This is a genomic window from Colwellia sp. MEBiC06753, assembly GCF_053470325.1.
In genome coordinates, this window is sequence record NZ_JBQMTM010000009.1 from 110,655 (window position 1) to 131,010 (window position 20,356).

Below are 20,356 nucleotides of genomic sequence, written 5' to 3' on the forward strand. Positions count from 1 at the left end.
GCCTTTTTTATTGTTGATATGGAATTGAAAGTGTAAAGGTAGTTCCTTCGTGTTCAGCACTAACAACGTCGATAGTGCCCTGATGTGTTTCAACAAACTGCTTCGCTTCAAACGCACCAATCCCCATGCCAGCATTACCTTTTGTCGAGTCAAATGGCTTAAACAAGCGATTTTTAATAAAAGATTCGCTCATACCACAGCCATTGTCTCGAATAATAATGAGAATGCGACTATCTGTTTGGGTAACCTCTAATTCGACAACATCATTTTCATTTGACGCTTCTTGTGCATTTTGCACAAGATGATTCAGCACCGAAATTAACTCATCATTTACATATGCTGTTAATTCTCCATCAATTTTTGCCTTAACACTAGGTTTATTTATATTTCTCTGGTTTACCACTTTATCAATGGCTTGCGCTATCTTTATGCGTTTTTGAGGGATATGTTCAGCCTGATTTTTATTTCTAAGCTGCGTCAACACTTTTTCTAATCGCTCAGTGGCCGAGAGCACTGTTTCAAAAACATCATCGATAAACGCTGGGTTATCTCGATGTTTAGTTGCATTGTTATTAATTAACGCCAATTGAGCCTGCACATTTTTTAAATCATGTACTAAAAAAGCGGACATGCGATGAAATGCTTCAAATTGCTTAGATTCGGCTAATTTATTATTGGCTTCGCTTAAAGATAGGTAATTAGTTAATTGCTTAGTAATGGCAAAGAGTAAATCTCTATCTTCCCAGTTTAACAGCGACTTATCATTACCTCGTGATAATAAAAACAGGCCATAAAGCTGCTGTTCGCTGGAAAAAATTGGAATCACAGTATCAATTTTATTTTGTTCAAAAAATGATAAGTTTAACGAAAGCTCTGGATAGCTACTTTCAACATAAATATATTCCCGAACATCAATAATCCACGCATTTTTCTGACAAAAATCATTAATACTAGCTAACGACGTTTGATCCAGCTCAGCAATTTCGACATGTTTTTCTATTAACAACTTAAATTGACCATCTGCCATTTTCTTCAGCAGCGCGCCGCGCTGAATATTCATGGTTGAGCACATAATATCAATCGCCGTACGATAGCTATCTTGGCCTTTACTAGATGCTATTTGGTCAATTGATTTTAGCCACTCAATTCGATAATCATATTTGTTCGCAAAAAAATGTTTAGTGATAAACACTTTAACTTCTCGGCGTAATTTCTCGGTAAGTAGCAATGCTGCTAATACGGTAATTCCCAACACCGCAAAAGTAATACTAAGCACATTTCCCCATTGACCACCTAATAGCTTTAAAGCGTAGCCAGCAAATGCCAACATTAATAGGTAGCCTCCTGATATCAGAAGCATAGAGCTGTAAAAAACAACGTCACGAGAAACAAAGACATCAACAGACCAATCTTTTAGACGCCGGGCACTAATCAAGAAAAACGGCATGCTAACGGCAATGACATAACCTCTGGCAAACCAAAAGTCGAAATCTAACTGATCTAACATTGTTGCTTGGGCAAAAATAATAAAGTCCACCACACTTACCATACCTAGCGCAATTACCAGCGGCCACAAAGCCCACTTAACTTGTACATTAGAATTTCGGTAAAGTTGCTCCAATAAGATAATGATGGCTAAGTTAAGTGATAGAAATAATAAAAATATATAGTGACTACCTTGTGCGGCATAAAAAGATAGCCACCAACAACCTGCTGAAAAACCAATAGTTGCTACAGCGTATTGATAAAATGACTTGCTGCGAATGATTTGTGAAAACAAAGTGAAGCCACTATGCGCGACAGTTAATAGCAAAACAAAACTTAAAAGTTTTATATTTTCAACTACTAATACTAGTTTTAGCGAATGACTTTCAAAAATTTGCCAAGTGCTTAACAAGCTACTAAACACAGTTAAACTAGCACTTACTATGATCAAGGTGGCGATCAGTGACTTCTTACGAATCACAAGTAAAAGTAACAAAAATACAAAATACGTAGCTGCGGCTAAGGCATATCCTGTTATGCCAACTAAATTCATGAAACTTCTCTTTATTGAACAATTGATCTTATAATTATGAACACGCACGCTAATTGCAAGTGTTGATGTATTTTACATATTGCGGTTAAGACTGCATGCTAAAGCTTTCAACTCTCTGCTACATAAAGCTTTTTAAATTAGGCGTGATTTTTGCTTTAACTAAAGTAATTAGCGATATTACTCGATTGATGTGTAAACATTTTCGACAGTTGCAATGATTGTAACGCAGTTAGGAATGATGGAAATGACAGAACTAGATAAGTCTAAAGAAATAACAAATACTCCAAGCAAATCACGCAGAAGCTTTTTAATTAAAAGCGCAATGGTGCCGCCTGTTATTTCTACAGTAGCTAGCAAACCTGTCTGGGGCACGGGAATTTGTGCGTTGTCTGGTTCTCTTTCAGGCAATATGTCGAATCATGGTGATCAATATGATTGTGAAGGCCCTAAAGGTCGTTCTCCTGGCTACTGGTGTCAATGGATTAAAGCGACTTTTTGTCCACCCAAAAAATTAGGTTTCAAGATCCTTTACAATTGGAGTGAAGCGGGCGCTTGGCCAACTACTTCATTTTCGCTTATCTTTGGCTCTGCTCCTTCAAGCGGTGCTCCCGACTCTTTAGGGGGCGTCATGATGCTTGGTGATTACAATCAAGGGTCTACTCCTTTTGAAAGACATGTAGTGGCGGCTTATTTATCATCCAAACATTCTTTGATGGCAAGTGAAGTACCCTACACAACCACTCAGGTAATTGATGCTTATCAAAAAGTAATGGCAAACCCTGGAACTCAACAAGCCTCTGATATAATAGATATTTTTGATGCGTTATTTACAAATCATATTGATGGTTCAGTCTACGATACGCAAATCTCAGTTACTGCAGATGACATGAAAGCATTGAAATTGATTACCAATGAAGCGGATTGTGCTCAGGACAAAAATGCAGATTGTAATGACCCTTCGGCCCATCCGGGACAAGCACATACTGATGCTCATTAATTATATATAGTTTGTGACACTATATTTCCTTACCAACTCCGATTTTCGGAGTAAAATTTTTGATGAAGGCGTGTTAATTTACTTTGTGCGTAAAGGAAACACGACTTCATTGGATCACTTATCCTTTGAAATTCTAACTGCAATTAATACAAATAAATTATCGCTAGAACAAATACTTTCAACATTAAAAAGTAACCCTTCAATTGAGTTTGACTTAAGCAGTGATGATCTAATACCGTATTTGGAATGTCTCGTTGCTAATAACTTACTAGCTGTATGCCACAAACATTAAAAAACTATAGCCGTAAAGAGTTATTGGCTTTACTTAAAACGACTGGTATCCCCTTAAAAATTGGTCCATTTAATATTTCCATCGAAAGTGATCACTATCCCTTAGTTGACTCAATACGAAGGCTTTATGCTAATTACTCTTTGCTATCTCAAAACGACTTTATCGACTTCAATATTAGGCTGGTTAAAAGTAAAGGGATCAGGCGCTTCTATAAACCACAAATTAATTTCTATTTAGATGAATATAATCCATTCAAACCATTATCACTGAGTGAAGCTTTTGCTCTTTTTGAATGGGGCATGAACTGGTGCATTGGCGGGCATGCTCACCAATTTTTGATGATCCATTCTGCCGTCTTAGCTAAAAATGATAAAATTCTCATCCTGCCCGGTGAACCAGGCTCTGGTAAAAGCACCTTGTGCGCTGCATTATTAGGGGAAGGTTGGACAGTATATTCGGACGAGCTTGCACTAATAGATAGACAGTCTGGACTAATTCATTCAGTGTGCCGGCCGATCAGTTTAAAGAACAATTCTATTGATATTATTGAACAAAGATATCCCAATCTTCAGCATTTAAATATCGTCAACACATCTAATAAAGGCTTAGTTGCACATTTTCCACTTCCTGAGCCTACATTAAAAGAAGAGTTGCCTCATCTTCCCGCTAAGTTAGTCATTTTTCCAAAGTATTTACCTAACGCTCCTTTGAGTGTTGAAATACTCGACAAACCAAGCTGCTTTTTAAAATGTATTGAAAATTCATTTAATTATAGTGCATTAGGTCAACATGGGTTTGATGCAATGGGCAATTTTATTGAATGCGTTGATGGCTACAATATAAGCTATAGCTCTCTTGATGACGCTATTAGCTTTATTGAACAAAAGTTAAGTAATTAAATATGGCTTTAATAATTAATATTTGGCAACAACCTGAGTTATGCAAAAACTTATCAAATAAACAGTGGGAGCTATTAGTCAAGCAAGCTAAAGCTAGTCAAGTTATTGCTAGTTTAGGTTGTAAGTTACAGCCATTTTACGACAGCGGTTTTATTTCTGATAGAGTTTGGCATCACTTTTCATCATCTATATTATTGATTGAAAAGCAAAAACTAAATACAGAATATGAGTTATCAAATCTCAATACCCTTCTATCCAAGTTAAATAAAACAGCGATCTTGCTTAAAGGAGCAGCTTATTGCGCGCTAAACTTGCCCGTAAGTTTAGGTAGAGTCTTTACTGATATCGACTTACTTGTACCGAAGGAAGATATTGCAATATTAGAGAGTGAACTTTGGTTCAATGGCTTTATGTCTACCACTGAAAGTGATTACGACAAACGCTACTATCGAACTTGGATGCATGAAATTCAACCTCTACAACACATAAATAGAAAAACGATACTCGATGTTCACCACAATATTTTACCACTAACAAGTAAAACTAAAATATCGCTTGAACCATTGAAAGAACAATTAAAATCGCTTCCTGAATACCCTTATATCAAGACTTTGAGTGATGAAGCACTAATACTTCATAGTGCGACCCATTTATTTCATGAGGGTGAATTTGAGAAAGGTTTTAGAGACTTGACGGATTTAGCTAGCCTGTTAAACAGCTATTTAGAGGAAAATAGTTCATATGAGCATTTAATTACAATGGCTAAACAATCTGGGCTTGGTAGACAACTATTTTTTGCTTGTCGATATACTAAAGCAATTCTTGATACGAAAATTCCGCAGCCACTATCTAAAGAACTATCAAGTTTCCAACCAAATTTTTTGAGCTTAAAGTTTTTAGACTTTTATTTTTTAAGAGCGTTGACACCACACCATGGTTCACTTGATAGCTTAGCTAAACGGTTTTCTTGCCAGGTGTTATACCTAAGAGGGCACTTACTAAGAATGCCCCTTATGCTACTAATTCCTCACTTAGTAAAAAAATCATATAGCCGAATAAACGAAAACATAAAAAACAAAAACGATAATCGTCAGCAAGCATTATAAGCTTTAAAGGCTTCCTCCTTTTATAACTGCTCAAATTAGCTAAAGATCCGAGTAAAGAGCTAGACAATAAAAAGTATAATCTATACTATTGCCAACCGCTGCACCTATAGCTCAGCTGGATAGAGCGCTGCCCTCCGGAAGGGGAGGCATCAAATGACGGGAGTTTTAGATAGTGAACTTTAAGCATGCTTACACGAGTTCACAAGACACTATAAAGTTAGTTTTCACTAACAATGTAAGCGCCTAATATATTGACCACCCGTAGCTCAGCTGGATAGAGCACTGCCCTCCGGAGGCAGGGGTCAGAGGTTCGAATCCTCTCGGGTGGGCCATTCTCTCTTTTAGCCTTTGGGACAATTCTGGGACAATTCTGGGACACCAAGATTTTTTGGGTCTTATTTGTCATTACAAGGCGTATACCATGAATTTTTCAAAATATTTCTATTTACCATACTGGCAGCTCTGTAATTGGGGCAATTTTTTCAATTTTCTTGCCCCAGACTTATTTTTTAGCATTTGCGATGATGTTTACCGTTGGCATTGCAGTTAAAAAGGAGTTTTACATGGCAACAATTACAAAACGTGATAATGGTAAGTGGCAGGCGAAAATTCGCCGCAAAGGTTACAAGACACAAACAAAGACATTTGCTACTAAGAGAGATGCAAAACGCTGGGTTCGTGAAATTGAAACCCAAATGGATCAGTCAATCTTTAAATCAACTGACGTTGCAGAAGATATGTTGGTATCTTCTGCTCTGGAACGCTACTGGGATGAGCACCTGATCAATGCTAAGTCTGCTGATAATATTCTCTCGATGATTAATCGTTTGAAAAAAGTATTTGCAGGTCTTACCTTGATTGATGTGACTGTCCACACGATTCGAGATCAAATTAAACCAACTAAATGGCTACTCCCTGCGAATATTAAAAGGCTTAGTAAAGAATTCAAAGAAATCGACAATACCAAGCCAAATATTGAATCTGATATTGTCGCTCACCACCACCTACTCAAAAGTAGCTTGAATGACTAGCAAGATATTTAGTCATTTAGACTGTCACAGAAATTCAAAACGCCTTTGAATGTTAAAGGCCCTTTTAGAGAGCTGAAAGCTTCTTACCTTACCTCAGGCAATTGGCTACTTTAAAGGCTTTAAAGCAGTGCGCGTAAATCTTTTTTCAGTACCTTTCCTGCGGCATTTCGAGGTATAGCATCAATAAAAATACATTTCGTTGGTATTTTGTATTTGGCCAAATGACCGATTAGGGAACCCAACACATCGTTCTCTGTAAGTGAGTCGTCCGTTTTGACGACAAAAGCTACTGGCACTTCTCCCCACTTCTCATCAGGTTTACCCACAACAGCCGCCTCTTTTATAACAGAGTGCTTAATAAGTAGGTTTTCTATTTCTGCAGGATAAACATTTTCACCACCGGAAATAATCATATCTTTCAATCGATCAGCAATATAAATATATCCTTCAGCATCTATTTTCGCACCATCCCCCGTATGCAACCAACCATCTCTTATACTTTCCTTCGTTGCTTCAGGCTGTTGCCAGTATCCCGACATTATGTTTTCGCCACGAAAGACCACTTCGCCTGATTCTCCTGATTTGACATCATTACCGTTAGCATCGACTACTCGAACTTCCGTATGCATAAACGCTTTTCCGCAGGATCCTTTCCGCTCGGTGGCATTTTCACCTGTGATCACACACGCTGGTCCTAAATTTTCGGTCATACCATATACTTGATGCACTGCAATGCCCATTTCCTGATAGGCCGCTATCATTGATACAGGTACGGGAGCCGCACCAGACATAATCCATTGTAGCGAGGAGATATCACAGCTGTCTTTTTCTGGCACTTGTAACATGAAGTTCAGCATAACCGGTGCCATTAACGTTGTTGAAATGCGCTCTTGTTCGATGCGTTGCCAGGTGCGAGATGGATCAAACTGTTTCTCGACAATTAAAGCGTAGCCTTCATAAACACCTAACAGGACAGGCATTAAAGCAGCAATATGAAACATCGGCATGGAAGAGTAAAAACGATCGTTCTTCTTTGTTTCCATGGTAGCACTCATTGAAATCAGCGCCCACACAAAGTTTTTATGGCTGTGCATTACTCCTTTGGGATGCCCTGTGGTACCAGAGGTATACATGATCATACATAAATCATCATCCCAACCTTGAATTTCAAATTCATCTACAGACTGCTCATCTCTTAATAACAACAAGCTTTGCGCGAAACTATCTGTGCATTGCGATACACTGCATAAGACCTGTTCGAGTTGAGCGTTGATTTCTGTGTCTTGATAAAGCTCACTGACCACTTGTGATAACTCTGGGCTATAAACTAAAGTTTTTGCGCCAGAGTCTTGCAAAATATATTTAATTTCCTCGGAAACTAATCGTAAATTGATTGGCACTCCAATTGCGCCTAACTTAGCACAGGCAAAAAAGCACTGCATAAACTCTGCACTATTGACCATGAGTAATGCGACTCGATCACCTTTTTTGATGCCCTGCTTACTGAATACTCTAGCGATCTGATTTGTCTTCTGGTCATATTGTGCAAATGTTAGTGATTCGCCAGTGTCCAATACCTTGAATGCAAATGTCGCTGGCTCAATAGCCGCACGTTGCGCGAGAATATTACCTAAACTAAGTTTCATAATTACCTCAAATAGCAGAATTACTGTTTTGTTATATCACCATTCACTTAGCACTATATTAATTTGCTCAAATATGCGGTGTTTTATATTAAGCACATTATCGAAAAAGAGTAGCAATACACTTGACATTAGAAGACAAGAAAAATATTTTCCCAATAAATACTGGGCACTCAAAAGCTAATTGTTAGGCTCTTTCAGCTGTCTCGTGGCATATTTACTCTACGTTCGGCTGTGCTCGCTGTATAATGGCTCGACAATCGATGCCTGTAGTCAATGTGCCATACATAGAACCTGAAGGCTGTGTGATCCTCGACAGTATAAAGGCATCAGCCACCCATCGTTCACCAAACTGCAACAATGTGGCAGCCTGCCAAGCAATTGCCATTGACTCAACAACAGCGCGAGCTCGATACTCCATGGTCTCAATATCTGTTAATTGTTCAGTCATTTTCTTAACATATGCATCATACTCAGGGTGGATTCCACAAGCGTTGTTGAGTTCCATCCTGAAAGCGGTTAATGACTCAGGCTCTTTTCTCATAACTCTAAGAACATCTAGGCATTGGACATTGCCAGAGCCTTCCCAGATAGCATTAACTGGTGCCTCTGTATATAAACGTGACAACACGTTATCCGCAATTAAGCCTACGGCTCCAATACATTCCATTGATTCATAAACGTGTTGTGGCGCTCGCTTACAAATCCAGTATTTGCCGATGGCCGTTGCTAAACGAACAAAGTCATGCTCTTGATTATCCAATGCATTTGCCGCACGCATTGAAATCGCCAGTGCCGCTTCAGCCTCTAACGTTAAATCAGCTAAGACATTTTGCATTAATGGTTGGTCATGTAAATTTTTACCGAACGCATGACGTCCACTTGTGTGATGCAGAGCTTGTTGTACCGCGAGAGACATGATAGAGGACGAGCCGACCATACAGTCAAATCTTGTCATGGCAACCATTTCTAAAATCGTCTTAATACCTTTACCTTGTTCACCAACTTGCCAAGCGAACGCCCCTCGAAACTCCACTTCTGATGATGCATTAGAAATATTGCCTACTTTATTTTTTAGCTGCTGCACTTGGATTGGATTTTTACTGCCATCCGGCTTCCACCTTGGCATTAAAAAACAAGTGATACCCTGTTCAGTATTTGCGGTCACTAAAAATGCATCACTCATAGGCGCTGAGCAGAACCATTTGTGTCCGATAATCTCCCAGATGGGCACACCATCTTTATCAATGCCGAGTGGCGTCGCTACGCTGGTATTGGCCCTCACATCCGAGCCCCCCTGTTTTTCGGTCATCGCCATACCGATAGTTAGCCCTTGCTTTTCAAAGAAAGGGACATTGCGTTCGTCATACTGGTTTGATAAAACTTTCGGCACCCATTTCGCCGCCAACGCGGGTTGATGTAAAAGCGCGGGTACAGATGCAAAGGTCATTGTTAATGGGCAGCCTGAACCAGGATCGGCTTGAGTATGTAGAAATTCAATGCCCGCTCTGATCACATGACTACCCAATTGCATTTTTTTCCAAGGGAACCAGGTATGGCCGGCTTCAATAGCACTCGTCATCAGTTGATGGTAACAGGGATGAAACGTCACTAAATCAACGCGATGGCCAAAACGATCGTGAGTCATTAATTCAGGCTTAACCCGATTAGCATTAAAGCCAGCATGCAATAGTTCATCACCGACTTTTTTTCCATATTGACTAAGGTGCTCCGTACCCCAGCCACCGTTAAACGCGTTTACCCAATATTGAATCACCTTGTCACTGAGGTACGCATTGTGGCCCTCAAGTGGACTAGGTTGGTTTAAAACTTGGTGGGTTTGACAATAATTGGGGGTAAAAACCTTGCTCATTTCTACTCCTTATTCCCTACACCTGAAATTAAAGGGCTATTACTTGTCTTGAAATTACTTCTTTCATGATTTCAGACGTGCCACCATAAATACGTTGCACACGTGCGTCTAAATAGAAACGTGAAATAGGGTATTCAAGCATATAGCCGTAGCCACCAAACATTTGCAGCGCCATATCAATAACTCTACATTCCATTTCACTACAGGTATATTTCGCCATACTGGCATCAACCGCAGTCAGGTCATTATTCATTAATTTTTGCTTGTAGCTTTCAACCAGTACTTTATGGGTTTCAACCTGCGTGTACATTTCTGCTAACTTAAAGCGAATATCTTGCAACGCGGCTAATGGCTTGCCAAATGCCTGACGCTCGTTAACGTATTGTATCGCCAATTTCAATGCACCTTCAGCATGAGCGACTGCAGTACAAGCTAAGGTTAAGCGTTCCCGAGGCAACTCGCTCATCAAACCGATAAAACCTTTATTCACTTCACCTAAAATATTGGCATCAGTTAACCGGACATCTTGGAAAAACAACTCAGAAGTGTCACCACAATGCTGTCCCATCTTTTCAAGATTCTGCCCCCTACTAAAACCCGGTGTGTCAGCATCCACTAAAAACAAAGTAATACCTTTTGCCGCTTTAACGTTCATATCAGTACGTGCCGCGACAATATATAATGAAGCGTTTTGACCATTGGTAATAAAGGTTTTCGAACCATTTAGCAGCCATTCATCACCTTGTTTCACCGCATTGGTTCTTAATCCTTGCAAATCACTACCTGCACTTGGCTCTGTCATACATATAGCACCAATACATTCGCCAGAGACCATCTTAGGTAAATAGTGCTGCTTTTGAGTTTCACTGCCCATATTCAATACATAATGAGCGCAAATATCTGAATGCACTTGTAAATTAGACGATAAGCCCATAAAGCCGGCCTTAGCGATTTCTTCGCCAACGATAGCATTAAATCGATAATCAACGCCAAAGCCACCATATTCTTCTGGAATATCACAAGCCAACATGCCACTTTCGGCCATTTTTTGATAAAAAGTATTCGGCACACGTTTGTCTTTTTCCCACTGCTCGTAATTTGGAGCAATTTCCTGTGCGATAAAACTGATCACTGAATCACGAAATATCGCCAGTTCTTCATTCATATTTTCATTGGTCATAACTGCGCCTTATTCATTAAATGCCGCATCTTTAAAAAGAATGGCAGACGTTAAATTTTTCATAATATGGGGGTAGTGCTTGTGGAAGTTAGCAAAGATAAAGCCCGTTGGTACACTCTCAAAAGTTCCCCAGTCGTTTAAATACTCCATAAGCTTATGGCCTTCACTGGAAAACTCTTGAAATACCGAATCGTTTTCACCATCAAACTCCAATGGTTCTGAGTTCATTTTTTCGCACAACTGACGATTAAACGCCGGCGTTGCTTTAACCCATTTATCATTAAGTTTTACTTCAACATAGCCGTGCATTGAAAATACATTGGTGCCTAGAAGTTCTAATAATTTCGGTGACGACAAGTGATTAGTGACATCAGCTAAACCTAATCTCGCCGGAATACCAAACTTGCGACACAGCGCCACCATAAGTGATGCTTTCGGAATACAATAGCCTTCCCCTTGTTCTATACAGAAAGTGGCCGAAAACGTATGCTCCCCTTCAACAAAACTATAAGGGTTATAGCGAAAACCATCGCGTACAATGTAATAGATGGCAATTGCTTGCTGTTTCTTCGTACCGACCGGCACTTGCTGTGCTAACCTGTCGATGCTGGGATGTTCGTAATCGAAAAAAACATCTTTTTTCAAATATGGAGCGTCTTCCAAGTTACTCATTTGAGATTAATTCCTTAATTTGATTCTCGCCGTAACCTAACCCTTTCAAAACAGCTACAGTGTGCTCTCCAGTTATCGGTGCGGCGTGAGTCTTCATGGAATGAGAAAATTTAACTGGCGCCGCAATTTGTTTGACTTCGCGGCCATCAACCTCGACGGAGAACACCATATGACGATCATTCATTAATGACGATTTGGCGGCTTCTGTCACACTGAGTACCGGTTCAACACAGACATCAGTCGAGTCAAATATCGCCTGCCAATGCACGAGAGGATGACTAGCTATGATGGTAGCGATATCTCGCTTAAGTTGTTGCTGAACATCCGTGCTTGCTGAGTTACTTAACTCAAACCATTCGGGATGTCCCAGCAAGTTAAAAAACTGAGTGGCAAACTTGGGCTCAAGACTACCCACGGATAAGTAACGATCATCCCGGGTTTTGTAATAATCATAAAAACAGCCACCGTTTAGTAACGTTTGCCCCAACGCAGGATCGCTATCTCTGCCAACTGCGCCGGCACCAAACATAGCATTAAGTGCAAATGCTGAGTCAGTCATACTGATATCGAGGTATTGTCCTTTTCCTGTGGTATTTTGGGCAATGACCGCTGCCAAAATAGACATTACAGCTTGGTGTGAGCCCCCAGCGATATCTGCAACTTGAGTTCCTGAAAGTACGGGGCCCGTTTCAGCTGTACCGCTATAACTGGCTAAGCCGCTTAATGCGAGATAATTAATGTCGTGACCGGCTTTGTCTTTCTTCGCCCCCGTTTGGCCATAACCTGTGATAGAACAATAAATGAGCTTAGGGTTTATCATGCTAAGCTGCTTAAAGCCTAAGCCCAGTTTATCCATCACACCCGGTCTGAACTGTTCAATTAGCACATCAAACGACTCGATCAGTTTGTATATGACCTCAACTGACGGTTGTCGTTTTAGATCCAGACACATGGAGCGTTTATTGCGATTTAGCGTTAAATTGGCGTATGACGTGTTGCGATTATCTGACTTAAATCGTGGATATAAGTCATGGATCATATCAGGTCGTTGAGGAGACTCTATTTTTAATACATCAGCCCCCATGTCAGCTAAAATCATCGACGCATAAGGACCAGGTAACAGTGTAGAAAAATCTAGGATTTTTAAGCCTTGTAACGGTAAAGACATAGAAACACCCTTAACTCAGCTTTAACTCTGATTTATCAGAGCTAAAGCGTTGTTGAAATAAAGACACCAGCAACGAATTAAAAACGCTCGCCGTTTGCTGCCATTTCCCTTAATCTATCGGTTGGTAAAAAACGTTCGCCGTATTTTTCGGCAAGCTCTAGTGTGCGGATAACAAAGTTATCGACACCACATGCGTTGATAAACTGCAATGTACCACCGGTCCATTGTGGGTAACCAATACCGAAAATAGCACCAATATTAGCATCGCCCACTGAACGTAAAACGCCTTCCTCATAGCACCTCACCGTCTCCAGTGCCATAACATAAAGCAATCTATCTTTTATATCGTTTAATGGGATGCTGTCAGCAGCCGTTTTAAATCTTGACTGTAAATCTGGCCACAACGATTTCGGTGCGTCGGAGGGATAATCGTAATAGCCTGAACCTGATAGTTTGCCTGGACGATCACTCGCCAGCATAGCCTCAATAATTTCATCACCAGGGTGCATTTCGATTGGCTTGCCTTCCGCCGCCAAGTCAAGTTCAGTTTGCTTGCGGATTTTATCAATCAAGGTCATGCTTACTTCATCAGTCACCGCTAATGGACCGACAGGGAAGCCCGATAACCAAGCCGCATTTTCTACCTCAGCGGCGTCCGCATCTTTTAACAGTGCAGCACCTTCTTTAACAAAGGTTTTAAATACGCGAGAGGTATAAAATCCGCGACTATCATTGACAACAATTGGCGTTTTGCCTAATTGCATAGTCAAATCATAGGCTTTTGCTAGTGCTATATCTGAGGTCTTTTCACCACAAATAATTTCCACTAAGGGCATTTTGTCCACTGGTGAGAAAAAGTGAATACCAATAAAGTTTGCTGGGCGAGAAGATGCTTCAGCTAGACCGGTGATGGGTAACGTTGAAGTGTTTGAACCAAAAATAGCATCTTCAGCAATGACGGCTTCGGCTTGTTGTGTTACTTGAGCTTTAAGTTCACGGTTTTCAAACACTGCCTCGATAACCAATTCACAATCATGCAAGTCATGGTCATCAGCTGAAGGATGAATCAGCGCTAAGGTGGACGTCATTTTTTCTGCCGTCGTTCTGCCTTTGTCCAATCGTTTTTGCAATAACTTAACGGAGTAGTCTTTGCCTTTTTCAGCGGCCTCCAATGAAATATCTTTTAGTACTACTTCAATACCTTTAATCGCACAAGCATAGGCAATACCTGCGCCCATCATACCCGCACCAAGTACAGCTACTTTCTTGAATTTGGTTTTTTCGGCATCCGGTCGATTTTTGCCCGCTTTAATTTCATTTTGTTGATACCAAAAAGTATTGATCAAATTCTTAGAAATCTGGCCTCGGGCTAGCTCTACAATATATCGACTTTCAATACGACAAGCCGTATCAAAATCTACCTGAGCACCTTCAACCATAGTCGCTAAAATTGCTTCTGGTGCTGGCATGGTTCCTTTTGTCGCCGCCTTTATCATCGCCGGTGTTATCGGTAGCATTTGCATCATTTTTGGGGTACTCGGCACACCGCCAGGCATTTTATAACCATTGTCGTCCCAGGGTTGAACTGATTCAGGATTGGCCTGAATCAATGCAATTGCCGCATCAATTAGTTGCTCTTGTGAGTTGACTAATTCATCAACCAAACCTACCTTGACCGCTTCCGGTGATCTAAAAATCTTACCTTGGGTTAAGTAAGGCATTGCAGCCTGTAACCCTAATCGTCTCACTGTTCGGGTGACCCCTCCTGCACCTGGTAGTAATCCCCAATTAACCTCGGGTAACCCCATAGTGACACTTGGATGGTTCACGGCGACACGAAAATGGGCACTTAATGCTACCTCCCAACCACCACCAAGTGCCGCTCCGTTAATACATGCAACCACAGGTTTACCTAATGTCTCAATGGTTCTGAAATCGGCTTTCATTTGTTCAACAAACTGATATAACTGCTGCGCATTATCTTCATTAGTGTGATACAACATGTCGATATCGCCACCCGCAAAAAAAGTGCTTTTTGCCGAGCGTAAAATAACCCCAGTAATATCGTCTCGCTTTAGTTTCTCGACATTTTCAGACAATGCTTGAAAAAACTCATGGTCCATTAAGTTGACCGGCGAGTTAGCTTTATCGAACACAAGGTGAACAATGTTATTAGAATCTTTTTGATATTGAATGCAACTCATGGCTTTCTCCTTATACTCGCTCAATAATAGTGGCAATACCTATACCGCCGCCTACGCATAAGGTAACCATACCGGTTTGCATGTCACGCGCTTCTAGCTCATCAATTAAGGTACCCATGATCATCGCACCAGTAGCCCCTAGTGGATGGCCCATTGCGATTGAACCGCCATTAACATTCACTTTGTCATGACTAACATTCATTTCGGCCATAAAGCGCATCACTACGGATGCAAAGGCTTCATTGACTTCAAATAAATCAATATCATTAATATCCATGCCTGCAATTTGGAGCGCCTTTCTAGCTGCTGGTGCTGGTCCTGTTAACATGATTGTCGGATCTGTGCCGACTAAGGCTGTTGATACCACTCGTGCTCTAGGCTTAAGACCAAATCTATCCGCAATGGTTTGTGAACCAATTAACACAGCCGCAGCGCCATCGACAATTCCGGACGAATTACCCGGTGTATGAACGTGGTTAATGCGCTCTACCTTTGGGTATTTATTTTTAATAACATGGGAGAAACCCATGTCTGCTAGTTTTTGAAATGATGGTTTTAAGCCACCTATGGTTTCCAGTGATGAGTCAGGACGAACTAACTCGTCATGGGCTAAAATTGGCATACCATTTCTGTCTACTACAGGTATGACAGATTGTCTAAATGCGCCTTTTTCCCATGCTTTAGCTGCTCGTTTGTGTGACTCTACCGCAAAGGCATCAACGTCCTGACGAGTATATCCGCCAAGAGTTGCAATCAAATCAGCACCAATACCTTGCGGCATAAAACCGGTTGAACTATTCGTTTCAGGATCATTGGCCCATGCTCCGCCGTCAGAGCCCATTGGTACGCGGGACATAGACTCAACACCACCGGCTACAACCAAATGCTCCCAACCTGATTTAACTTTTTGTGCGGCCATGTTGATGGCTTCCAAGCCAGAGGCGCAAAAACGGTTTATGGTAACGCCCGCACAGTTGTCATCCCAACCCGCGGCTAAAGCTGCAATTTTGGCGATATCAGCGCCTTGATCACCCAGCGCAGTGACACAACCTATGACGATATCGTCAACCGCAGCAGTATCAAAGCCATTACGCTGCTGCAAACTATTGAGCAAATTAGACAGTAAAGTAATTGGTTTTACTTCATGTAAGGCGCCATTTGCCTTACCACGACCGCGAGGGGTGCGAATCGCATCAAAAATCAACGCATCAGACACAGGTTCATCCTATTGATAATAAGTTAACCTATATTAATTCGTTTAAATGCATGCTGGCTATGATAATAACTAACAGATAACTGACTTTAACTGTCAGCTTATTTCTTTGCGAATTTGACTTGGTGTTTTCTTGAACCACTTCTTTACACAACGATAAAATACACTGGTATCGCTATAACCTAATTGGTCTGCAATTTGCTGGTTGGTGTAATTTGATTTTACCAGCATTTCCATTGCTCTTTGTTTTTGGATACTGTCTATAACCACCTTAAAACGCTCGCCTTCAGCTTTTAGACCTCTGATTAAGCTTTGTTCTGAGCAATGAAAATGATCAGCGACATCAGACAACGTCACCCGATTTATTGCTTGCTTTTCTTGCAAATAACCCCTTAACCGCTTAACCAAACTTAAGTCCTCCTGATAGTGACTCATTAGACACTCAGGTACTTGGATCAAAAAACTATCTAGCGTGGAACGCGTCTGCTTTATTGGTAGTGATAAAAGCTCTTTATTAAAATACAGGGCGTTGTGTTCTTTCTTAAAATCAATCGGACGATTAAACATCCGCTCAAGCGCACACTTGCAGCCTGGTGCAGAAAATTGAAACTCTATTCCATCTAAGCTCAGCGACTTATCGACCATCCAATTTAACCAGCGCCAAATAATAATGGCGGTAAAGCAAATAAAATAACTACAAGCATTGTGGTCAATAGATTTAAACCTAAAATTAATACACGCAACATCGTCATCAGTTAACAATTGCCAACTTATTTGCCCGTTAAATATGGAGTAAAATTTTAAACACTGATTTATTGCTTCTTCTAGATTGCGGCAACTTATACTAGCGTACGCCATCATTTGAAAACAGCCTGCTGGCAAAGGTCGCTTCAAACACCCAAAACTTTCATCATTACCTATCACGATCGATTTATTTATTAGCCGAGCAAATTGATCAGAAGATAATTGCGCATTTTTTCCGGTAAGAACACCTGTCGGGATATTGGATTGTTTTACTATAGATTTGAAGTGTTCAGAATGTGATTGGAGCGTTTCACAATGCCATCGAATAAAATCATTCGACACTAGCCGTTTATTCATTGCGTTACTCATATTTTACTCCAAATGGCTGCCAACATGACTTTAATAGACTAACTGTAATGACTACTTATTAGATGAGTACTACCCGACAGTCTGCAAAAAGTACTTAGATGTCAATATACTGAACTGAAATCTTTTGATAATCGAAACTATAACATCTTGCAACAGAAATCAGTCATTCTGTATCACATTAAAAAAGAGCGAAGAAATATTTTATTCACTGTACACACAGAATATAAAATATTTCATCGCTCTGACGTAGTTTGATTACCTAATTAGAACTTAGCTGACTGACATTAAGACAACAGGTGACCGTGCATATTTTAAGAGAGTTGTCGTTAGATTACAAAGTCTGGGCAAACTCCAACCCAAAAGCAAATGACCCCGTCCGGAGCAAGTTGGAGCCCTATAACAAAGCTATCATCAGCAAGTAGCGTTTCGCTAAAAATAGCGAACTCAACGTCTTCCAGAGCTTTTTTACTACGCAAAGAATGTAGTACTAACGAACGGCTGGCTACTGAGTATGAAATTGCCCTATAAATTTTTTCCTCAATGACCTTAGATCTTTCAGATATTATTTTCCGAATTGTTTCTTTTTCATGCCAAGAAAACGAGTTTTTCCTTAAATTGTCAATATATAATGCTGCTAATATAAGCGCAGAGATAACGGCTATGAAAAATAGTCTTTCGGTAAAAACGGTAATTTTAGGGGAACTGTACATCGGCCAAACTCCAGAATATCTATTGCAATAAACACAATGATCGATATGAACTTATTTATGTGAAAATGAAATAATCTGTTTTGTCAGTTAAAATTGTTATTTTTTAGATAATAAATGTACCTTTTCCATTTCTCTTTGCCTCGAGCATTGCTAAATCAGCTTTTTCTATGTAATGAATTAATGGCACTGAGTTATCAGAAATGAATTTTACGCCTATACTACAACTTACTTGCAACTCTCTATCTTTGTAGTTAATTTCAGTTTTTATACTTTCCTTAATTTTCAAACAGTATTGCTCTATATCTTTATGCTCATTGAGCAGCGCTAAGATGATAAATTCATCACCTCCCCAACGGCAAACAGTGTCAGACTTTCTAATTTTTACTATTAACCTTTCAGCAATGACCTTTAATACATGATCACCAAATTCATGCCCATGTTGATCATTGATCAACTTGAATCCATCTAAATCAAGGAAAAGTAATGCGATATGCTTGTTTTCTCTAAGCCCAAAACTGATGATTTGTTCAACCTGACTGATAAATGCTTGCCTATTTTTAAGGTTAGTTAAAGAATCTGTAGTCGCCAATGTCGATAATTCATTCTCTAATTCTTTGACATGAGTAATGTCTCTGCTAATCCCAAACATGCCTATGGTCTTTCCATGTTCGTCCTTCAATGTACTTTTGCTCGTACTTACCCAGCAAAGCTTATTTTCCAGATTAAAATAAGACTCTTCTAATCCATTGATTGGTGCGTCTTTGATTACTGCTTCGTCAATATTTCTGTAATGGGTTGCATGTTCAATGTCAAAGACATCAAAATCACTTTTACCTGCTAATTCATCAGCACTTTGATGCTGAGTGAGTGCTAAGAATGGTTTGCTAGCGTTAATAAAATTAAAGCTGTTATCTTTAAAATAAATAAAGTCACTTGTATAGCTCATTAAATTATTAAAAAGGTTTTTAATTTTTATTAACTCTTCGTATTCTTTTGCATCGATAGATAATTTACTCAAAATTACTTAACCCTAAAATCAAAAACCTATACATATAACTATATGATACTAGTATTAAAAGACAACGGCATCTATGAATTTTTAACTCTAAATTCTCTAGGGCTGATCCCTGCGTTGCGTTTAAAAGCCCGACAAAATGCACTTTGTTCACTATAGCCAAGCCTGTTAGAAATGTCGGTAACTGATAACTTAGAATCTGTTAACAAATTTTCAGCCGCCTTCATTTTTGAGCTTAAAAGCAATTCTTTAAACGTGATGTTTTCTTTAATTAACCTTCTTTGAAGTGACTTAGTACTCATTCCAAAAAGGGTTGCAATAGTGCTTAAATTACAAGCAAATAAAGGGAATAAGTCTCCTATTAGATGACTAATTTTCATCGATAAGTTTGGTGAAGACTGAAGAGCGTTAATTCTTTCATTAACTAATCGTTTGAATTCTTGACTAGAATAAATTTTAGCGCTTGATAATGGCTTGTCTAAATCGCTCCGGTTGATTTTTAATCCAAAATAATCTTGATCTAGATAAACTGGCGTTGTGTATTTGTCATTAAATATCTGGGCTATTTTTTCATTGATAGGAGGCAAAGAGATAGAAATTGGACGCCAATTCTCACCTAACATCAATCTAAGTATCCTAAATGCTGAAAAGATTGAATAAGTTTTCATTAGCTTTGTCGATAGAGAATCAGGGACATTGCTACTACAAATAAGTAGTCCATATTCAGCTTCAGAAATAAGACACCATGTTAATACATGATTTTGCGCTTTAAAAAATTTAGTGGCTTCGATTATGGCGGATTTAACGTTTGGAGCCTGCCATATTAAGCTGCCAATATTCATTGAGTTTATCATGGGTTGATGCATTGCTAACTTATAAGGGAATAATGCGTTATTTGAGAACTTATAACATTTTTCTAGTAATTCAAGGCATTGTGGGTATGGCAATAACGCATTTTCATCTTCGAAGTTTATATGCTCTAGATCTACCTCTTTGACAAGGCTAGAAAAATCAGCCTCAGAGTCCTTAAGAAATTCGCTAATTCCATTGTATGTACCCGCACGAATAAAAAAGCTACTTTTGTCATTTATGGCAAACATGGACATCATCTTGAGTAAATACCAAACTTTATTAAAACTAACGTACCGTCCTCAAATGTCAAGTTTTCTTTTGTTGTGTGCAGTATTTTGATTGAAAATAAC

The 20,356-nt window shown here is 39.6% G+C and carries 16 protein-coding genes and 1 tRNA gene; 5 read left to right on the plus strand and 12 right to left on the minus strand.

What is annotated here, in order from left to right:
* Window positions 1–7 precede the first annotated feature (7 nt).
* Entirely contained in the window at window positions 8–2,038 is a 2,031-nt protein-coding gene (gene prsK, locus ACOB82_RS09175) for an XrtA/PEP-CTERM system histidine kinase PrsK (protein ID WP_448212682.1), read from the minus strand.
* Between the two features lie 244 nt (window positions 2,039–2,282).
* Between prsK and ACOB82_RS09180 the strand changes: the two genes are divergently transcribed.
* The 5 genes from ACOB82_RS09180 (at window position 2,283) to ACOB82_RS09200 (ending at window position 6,363) form a co-directional block, all read left to right on the plus strand.
* Window positions 2,283–3,035, plus strand: coding sequence for a hypothetical protein (locus tag ACOB82_RS09180; RefSeq protein ID WP_448212683.1), 753 nt, complete (start codon window positions 2,283–2,285; stop codon window positions 3,033–3,035).
* A gap of 276 nt (window positions 3,036–3,311) precedes the next feature.
* Entirely contained in the window at window positions 3,312–4,226 is a 915-nt protein-coding gene (locus ACOB82_RS09185) for an HprK-related kinase A (protein ID WP_448212684.1), read from the plus strand.
* A gap of 2 nt (window positions 4,227–4,228) precedes the next feature.
* Window positions 4,229–5,332 (plus strand): nucleotidyltransferase domain-containing protein, encoded by a 1,104-nt coding sequence (locus ACOB82_RS09190; RefSeq protein WP_448212685.1) that lies wholly within the window; start codon window positions 4,229–4,231, stop codon window positions 5,330–5,332.
* Window positions 5,333–5,587: 255 nt separating this feature from the next.
* Window positions 5,588–5,664, plus strand: a tRNA-Arg gene (locus tag ACOB82_RS09195).
* Window positions 5,665–5,895: 231 nt separating this feature from the next.
* Entirely contained in the window at window positions 5,896–6,363 is a 468-nt protein-coding gene (locus ACOB82_RS09200) for a hypothetical protein (protein ID WP_448212686.1), read from the plus strand.
* A gap of 119 nt (window positions 6,364–6,482) precedes the next feature.
* On the opposite strand, the gene menE is transcribed toward ACOB82_RS09200, so the two are convergent.
* The 11 genes from menE to ACOB82_RS09255 form a co-directional block, all read right to left on the minus strand.
* A complete protein-coding gene (menE, locus tag ACOB82_RS09205; RefSeq protein WP_448212687.1) occupies window positions 6,483–8,009 on the minus strand; it encodes an o-succinylbenzoate--CoA ligase in 1,527 nt (508 codons plus the stop codon).
* A gap of 214 nt (window positions 8,010–8,223) precedes the next feature.
* Window positions 8,224–9,879, minus strand: a complete 1,656-nt coding sequence (locus ACOB82_RS09210) for an acyl-CoA dehydrogenase family protein (RefSeq protein ID WP_448212688.1) — start codon at window positions 9,877–9,879, stop codon at window positions 8,224–8,226.
* A 28-nt stretch (window positions 9,880–9,907) separates the two neighbouring features.
* Window positions 9,908–11,059, minus strand: coding sequence for an acyl-CoA dehydrogenase family protein (locus ACOB82_RS09215; RefSeq protein WP_448212689.1), 1,152 nt, complete (start codon window positions 11,057–11,059; stop codon window positions 9,908–9,910).
* 9 nt (window positions 11,060–11,068) lie between these two features.
* Window positions 11,069–11,731 (minus strand): transglutaminase-like domain-containing protein, encoded by a 663-nt coding sequence (locus tag ACOB82_RS09220; RefSeq protein ID WP_448212690.1) that lies wholly within the window; start codon window positions 11,729–11,731, stop codon window positions 11,069–11,071.
* Complete coding sequence (locus ACOB82_RS09225) at window positions 11,724–12,899, minus strand: CaiB/BaiF CoA transferase family protein (protein WP_448212691.1); 1,176 nt, start codon at window positions 12,897–12,899, stop codon at window positions 11,724–11,726. The genes ACOB82_RS09220 and ACOB82_RS09225 overlap by 8 nt, the downstream gene beginning before the upstream one ends.
* A gap of 77 nt (window positions 12,900–12,976) precedes the next feature.
* Window positions 12,977–15,103, minus strand: a complete 2,127-nt coding sequence (locus ACOB82_RS09230; RefSeq protein WP_448212692.1) for a 3-hydroxyacyl-CoA dehydrogenase NAD-binding domain-containing protein — start codon at window positions 15,101–15,103, stop codon at window positions 12,977–12,979.
* A 10-nt stretch (window positions 15,104–15,113) separates the two neighbouring features.
* Window positions 15,114–16,319, minus strand: coding sequence for an acetyl-CoA C-acetyltransferase (locus ACOB82_RS09235; protein ID WP_448212693.1), 1,206 nt, complete (start codon window positions 16,317–16,319; stop codon window positions 15,114–15,116).
* Between the two features lie 93 nt (window positions 16,320–16,412).
* Window positions 16,413–17,429 carry an AraC family transcriptional regulator ligand-binding domain-containing protein gene (locus ACOB82_RS09240; RefSeq protein ID WP_448212694.1) on the minus strand — a complete coding sequence of 339 codons (1,017 nt, stop codon included), beginning with the start codon at window positions 17,427–17,429 and terminating at the stop codon, window positions 16,413–16,415.
* Between the two features lie 326 nt (window positions 17,430–17,755).
* Window positions 17,756–18,139, minus strand: coding sequence for a hypothetical protein (locus ACOB82_RS09245; protein WP_448212695.1), 384 nt, complete (start codon window positions 18,137–18,139; stop codon window positions 17,756–17,758).
* A gap of 103 nt (window positions 18,140–18,242) precedes the next feature.
* Window positions 18,243–19,157, minus strand: coding sequence for a sensor domain-containing diguanylate cyclase (locus tag ACOB82_RS09250; RefSeq protein WP_448212696.1), 915 nt, complete (start codon window positions 19,155–19,157; stop codon window positions 18,243–18,245).
* 71 nt (window positions 19,158–19,228) lie between these two features.
* Entirely contained in the window at window positions 19,229–20,254 is a 1,026-nt protein-coding gene (locus tag ACOB82_RS09255; RefSeq protein WP_448212697.1) for a helix-turn-helix domain-containing protein, read from the minus strand.
* Window positions 20,255–20,356: the final 102 nt, after the last annotated feature.

Excerpts from the sequence above, each read along its gene's own strand:
- prsK (WP_448212682.1), bottom strand. The coding sequence starts at position 2,038 with ATGAATTTAGTTGGCATAACAGGATATGCCTTAGCCGCAGCTACGTAT.
- ACOB82_RS09180 (WP_448212683.1), top strand. The coding sequence starts at position 2,283 with ATGACAGAACTAGATAAGTCTAAAGAAATAACAAATACTCCAAGCAAA.
- ACOB82_RS09185 (WP_448212684.1), top strand. The coding sequence starts at position 3,312 with ATGCCACAAACATTAAAAAACTATAGCCGTAAAGAGTTATTGGCTTTA.
- ACOB82_RS09190 (WP_448212685.1), top strand. The coding sequence starts at position 4,229 with ATGGCTTTAATAATTAATATTTGGCAACAACCTGAGTTATGCAAAAAC.
- ACOB82_RS09200 (WP_448212686.1), top strand. The coding sequence starts at position 5,896 with ATGGCAACAATTACAAAACGTGATAATGGTAAGTGGCAGGCGAAAATT.
- menE (WP_448212687.1), bottom strand. The coding sequence starts at position 8,009 with ATGAAACTTAGTTTAGGTAATATTCTCGCGCAACGTGCGGCTATTGAG.
- ACOB82_RS09210 (WP_448212688.1), bottom strand. The coding sequence starts at position 9,879 with ATGAGCAAGGTTTTTACCCCCAATTATTGTCAAACCCACCAAGTTTTA.
- ACOB82_RS09215 (WP_448212689.1), bottom strand. The coding sequence starts at position 11,059 with ATGACCAATGAAAATATGAATGAAGAACTGGCGATATTTCGTGATTCA.
- ACOB82_RS09220 (WP_448212690.1), bottom strand. The coding sequence starts at position 11,731 with ATGAGTAACTTGGAAGACGCTCCATATTTGAAAAAAGATGTTTTTTTC.
- ACOB82_RS09225 (WP_448212691.1), bottom strand. The coding sequence starts at position 12,899 with ATGTCTTTACCGTTACAAGGCTTAAAAATCCTAGATTTTTCTACACTG.
- ACOB82_RS09230 (WP_448212692.1), bottom strand. The coding sequence starts at position 15,103 with ATGAGTTGCATTCAATATCAAAAAGATTCTAATAACATTGTTCACCTT.
- ACOB82_RS09240 (WP_448212694.1), bottom strand. The coding sequence starts at position 17,429 with ATGAGTAACGCAATGAATAAACGGCTAGTGTCGAATGATTTTATTCGA.
- ACOB82_RS09245 (WP_448212695.1), bottom strand. The coding sequence starts at position 18,139 with ATGTACAGTTCCCCTAAAATTACCGTTTTTACCGAAAGACTATTTTTC.
- ACOB82_RS09255 (WP_448212697.1), bottom strand. The coding sequence starts at position 20,254 with ATGTTTGCCATAAATGACAAAAGTAGCTTTTTTATTCGTGCGGGTACA.